Source organism: Pseudokineococcus marinus, from assembly GCF_013004605.1.
GTDB lineage: Bacteria > Actinomycetota > Actinomycetes > Actinomycetales > Quadrisphaeraceae > Pseudokineococcus > Pseudokineococcus marinus.
The window spans coordinates 1-4,101 of the sequence record NZ_JABEMA010000275.1; the positions used below are offsets into that span (position 1 = coordinate 1).

The following is a 4,101-nucleotide window of genomic DNA, read 5'->3' on the forward strand; positions in this document are numbered from 1 at the left end:
CGCCGTCCGGCCCGCGAGGGACGAGGCCGCCGGCGTCCGCGACGGCGGCCACCCGCCCGCCGAGGAGGAGCACGTCGCGCGCGCGGCGCGGGTCGGGGGCGCCGACCAGGCGCACCGAGCGCAGGAGCATCCCGTCCACGCCGCGCATCCTGCCCGCCGAGCGGGGGGCGCGCGGGCCGCGGGCGACATGGCCGCACGTCGCCCCGTGGGGGCGTGCGGTGGGGGCGACATGGCCGCACGTCGCCTCGGGGGCGCGGGTTCGGCGCGGGCGGAGGGCGACATGGCCGCACGTCGCCCCGTGGGGGCGTGCGGTGAGGGCGACATGGACGCACGTCGCCGTGACGGGCCTCGGCAGACTGGCCGCGTGCCGACCGACGACGCCCCCGCCGCCCCGCCCGCCGCTGCGACCGCGACCCCCGCTCCCGACGCACCTGCCACGACGGCCGCCCTCGACGGCGAGCACCCGCTCGTGCGGCGCTCGCTCGAGGTCCTCGGGCAGCTGCTCACCGGCGCCGGCGGCAGCAGCAGCACGGCGGGCGGCTTCGTCGAGGCCCACCTCGGGCAGCCGCACACCTCGCTCGTGCTCGAGCGGGTGGCGCTCACCCACACGCGGTCGGTGTCCGTGGGCGCCGTCGTCGCGGACCTCCTGGCCGCCCACCCGAGCGCCGTCCTCGGCCCGGTCGAGGACGGCGAGGCCCCGACGTGGACGCGCATCGACCTCGACGGCGACCACGTCTCCGTGCCGACGTCGGCCGCCGTCGCCTTCCCGGCCGGCACGGCGGCGGACGTCGACGTCGTCGTGCAGCTCTCGCGCAGCGAGTTCGACCCCGACCCGGCGTCGCTGCGCGTGCTCGCGCGCCCGGCCGACCACGCGGCCGCCCGGGCCCTCGTCGACGAGGTCCTCGCGACGGCGCGGCGCGACAAGGGCTTCTTCCGCGGTCGGGTGCTCCACGCCGGGGCGCGGCTGCCGCTCGAGCTGCAGCCGACGTCGCTCGGCCCCGGCGGGCGCGAGGACCTCGTCCTGCCCGCTGCCGTCTGGGCCGAGGTCGACGCCGCCACGTCGGCGCTGACGACGCGCGCGGACGTGCTGCGCGAGATGGGCCTGGGCACGAACCGCGGCGTGCTCCTCGCGGGGCCGCCCGGGGTGGGCAAGAGCGCGCTGTCGCGGGTCGTCGCCCGCGAGATGGCGGGCGCCTTCACGGTCGTCGTCGTGGACGCCGCCGCGGCCAGCAGCGTGCTGCGGCAGGTGTACCGGGAGACCGCCGACCTCGGCCCGTGCGTCGTCGTCCTCGAGGACGTCGACCTCTACCTGGGGGACCGGCGCGCGGGCGCGCGCGGCACGGCCCTCGCCGACTTCCTCGCCGTCCTCGACGGCACGGAGGTCTACACCGACGTCCTCACCCTCGCGTCGACGAACGACCCCGCGGCCCTCGACGCCGCCGTGACCCGCTCGGCGCGCTTCGACAGCACCATCACCCTGGCCCCGCCGGACCGGGCGGCGAGCGCCCGCATCCTCGACCGCTACCTCGGCCGGCTGCCCGCCGCCGACGCCGGCGACGACGGCGAGCAGCGGCCCCGCGTCGACACCGCGGCCGTCGCCGCGGCCCTGCCCGCGGGCGCCACCGGGGCGGACCTGCGGGAGGTCGTGCGGCGCGCCGTCCTCGACCACGGCCGCGACCTCACCACCGAGCGCCTCCTGCGGGTCGTCGCCGACGGGCGCTGGAAGGCCGAGCCGCTCACGGGGACCTACCTCTGAGGGCGTCCGGCGCCGCGCGTCCGCGTGAGCCGACCGCTCAAGCAGGGCGTCCGCCCTGCCGATGCTCCGGCGAGCCGCAGGACGCGGCGCTGCAGGAGGAGGTGGCCGTGGACGGTGCCGGGCGCGTCCCCGCCCTGCTCACCTTCGAGCAGGCGTGCCGCGTGGTGCTCGACCACCTCGCCACCGCGCTGCCCCTGGGTCTGTGGGCGGTGACGCGACGCGACGACGAGGACCAGGTCTTCCTGGCCGTCCGCGACGCCTCCTACGACTTCCCCGAGGGGACCGTCGTCCCGTGGGCGGCCTCGCTGTGCCAGCACATGGCTGCGGGCGACTCACCGCAGGTCGTCCCCGACGTCGACTCCGACGTCGCGATGGCCGGGGCCGCCGCCCGCGCGGCCTTCCCCATCGACGGCTACGTCGGCGCCCCCATCCGCTCCGCCGGTGGCGAGCTCTTCGGCACGCTCTGCGGCTTCAGCCCCGAGCGGCTCCCCGACGGCGCGGAGGAGCACCGGGCGCTGCTCGACGTCCTCGCCGGCCTGCTCTCGCAGATCCTCCACGCCGAGGCCCTCGCCGAGCGGGCCGCCGCCCGCGAGGCCGAGCTGGTGCGCCTCGCCACGACGGACGACCTCACCGGTCTCGCGACCCGTGCCGTGCTCCTCGACCGGCTCGAGCACGCCCTCGCGCTGCACCGGCGCGACCCGCGCCCGCTCGCCGTCGTCGTGCTCGACCTCGACGACTTCAAGGACGTCAACGACACCCTGGGCCACGCGGCGGGGGACGAGCTGCTCCTCCACCTGGCCCAGGAGTGGGCCCCGCTCGTGCGCCCGGGCGACACCCTCGCGCGGCTGGGCGGCGACGAGTTCGCCCTGCTCGTCGAGGGGTCGGGGGGCGCGGCGTCCGTCGTCCGCCGGCTCGAGGCCGTCCTGGCCGGCACCTACGCGCTCACGGGGACCGACCTGCGGGTGGGCGTCAGCGCGGGCGTCGCCCACCTCGGCGCCGACGACCCGACGCCGACGGCGGACGAGCTCCTCGCGCGCGCCGACGCCGCCATGTACGCCGCCAAGCGCGCGGGCAAGGGCGCCGTGGTGGCGCACGACGCCGCGGTGGCGGACGCCGTCGCCCACCTGCCGCGGCCGACGGGCGTCGTCCGCGGCGCCGCCCGCGACGGCGACGTGCGCGCGCTCAGCCCTCGCTGACCCCGTCGCTCACCCGGAGAGCGACCTTGCCGCGCACGTGGCCCTCCTGCGAGAGGCGCACCGCGTCGGCGACGTCCTCGAGCGGGAAGGTCCGCTGGACCTCCACCCGCAGCTGGCCGCGCTCGACGAGGGCGGTCAGCCGCGCGAGGGCCGCGCCGTCCGGGCGCACCCAGACCCACCGGCCGCCGTGCTCCTCGACCGAGGGCTCGGTGATGGAGGCGTGGCGGCCTTCCGGGGCCAGGACGGCGAGGGTCTGCTCGAGGACTCCGCCGACGGCGTCCAGCACGACCGTCGCGCCCTCGGGCGCCAGCGCGCGCACGCGCTCGGGCAGGCCGTCGCCGTAGACGACCGGCTCGGCCCCGAGGTCGCGCAGGAAGTCGTGGTTGCGCTCGCTCGCCGTGCCGATGACCCGGGCGCCGCGGGCGTGGGCGACCTGCACCGCGAGGTGCCCGACGCCGCCGGAGGCGCCGTGGACGAGCACGACGTCGTCGGAGCCGACGTCGAGGAGCTCGACCATGCGCAGCGCCGTCAGCCCGGCCAGGGGCAGGCTCGCGGCCTCGTCCCAGGACATCGCGGCCGGCTTGCGGGTGACGCTCACGGCGGGGACGGCGACCTGCTCCGCGTAGGTGCCGCCGTGGACGAGGTCCTTGCGGGCGTAGGTGAGGACCTCGTCACCGACCTCCAGCTCGGGGACGTCGGGGCCGGTGCGGACGACGACGCCCGCGGCGTCCCAGCCCGGGACCACGGGGAAGACGACGTCCATGAGCCCGTCCAGGCCCCCGGCCATGAGCTTCCAGTCGACGGGGTTCACCGACGCCGACCGCACCTCCACGAGGACGGCGCCGGGCGCCAGCTTCGGCTCGGGCAGCTCGGAGGGGTGGAGGACGTCGAGATCGCCGTAGGTGTCGTAGCTCATCGCGCGCATGGCCGGGGCAACGGCGCGGGAGCCCGAGGGCTTCCCGTCCGGCGACCGCCCGGAGACGTGGCGGGCCCGGGCCGGCCCGCCGGTGCGGGCCCGGCGCGCGCGGTGGGGCAGGCTCTCCCCCCGTGGTGGTGCGCGAGCGGACGGACGGGGACGTCGGGGCGGCGGCGGAGGTGCTGGCCCGGGTGCACGCCGCGGACGGGTACCCGTCGCGGTGGCCGGCGGAC

General features: G+C 78.3%; 3 protein-coding genes. 2 read left to right on the plus strand and 1 reads right to left on the minus strand.

From position 1 onward, the window contains the following. Positions 1-364: 364 nt before the first annotated feature. Both HLB09_RS20100 and HLB09_RS13905 read left to right on the plus strand, forming a co-directional pair. Positions 365-1,756, plus strand: a complete 1,392-nt coding sequence (locus tag HLB09_RS20100) for an AAA family ATPase (RefSeq protein WP_212771089.1) — start codon at positions 365-367, stop codon at positions 1,754-1,756. Positions 1,757-1,863: 107 nt separating this feature from the next. Continuing rightward, a complete protein-coding gene (locus tag HLB09_RS13905) occupies positions 1,864-2,952 on the plus strand; it encodes a sensor domain-containing protein (protein WP_212771090.1) in 1,089 nt (362 codons plus the stop codon). Here HLB09_RS13905 and HLB09_RS13910 read toward each other — a convergent pair. Continuing rightward, positions 2,939-3,868, minus strand: coding sequence for an NADP-dependent oxidoreductase (locus HLB09_RS13910; protein ID WP_212771091.1), 930 nt, complete (start codon positions 3,866-3,868; stop codon positions 2,939-2,941). The genes HLB09_RS13905 and HLB09_RS13910 overlap by 14 nt on opposite strands. Between the last annotated feature and the right edge of the window lie 233 nt (positions 3,869-4,101).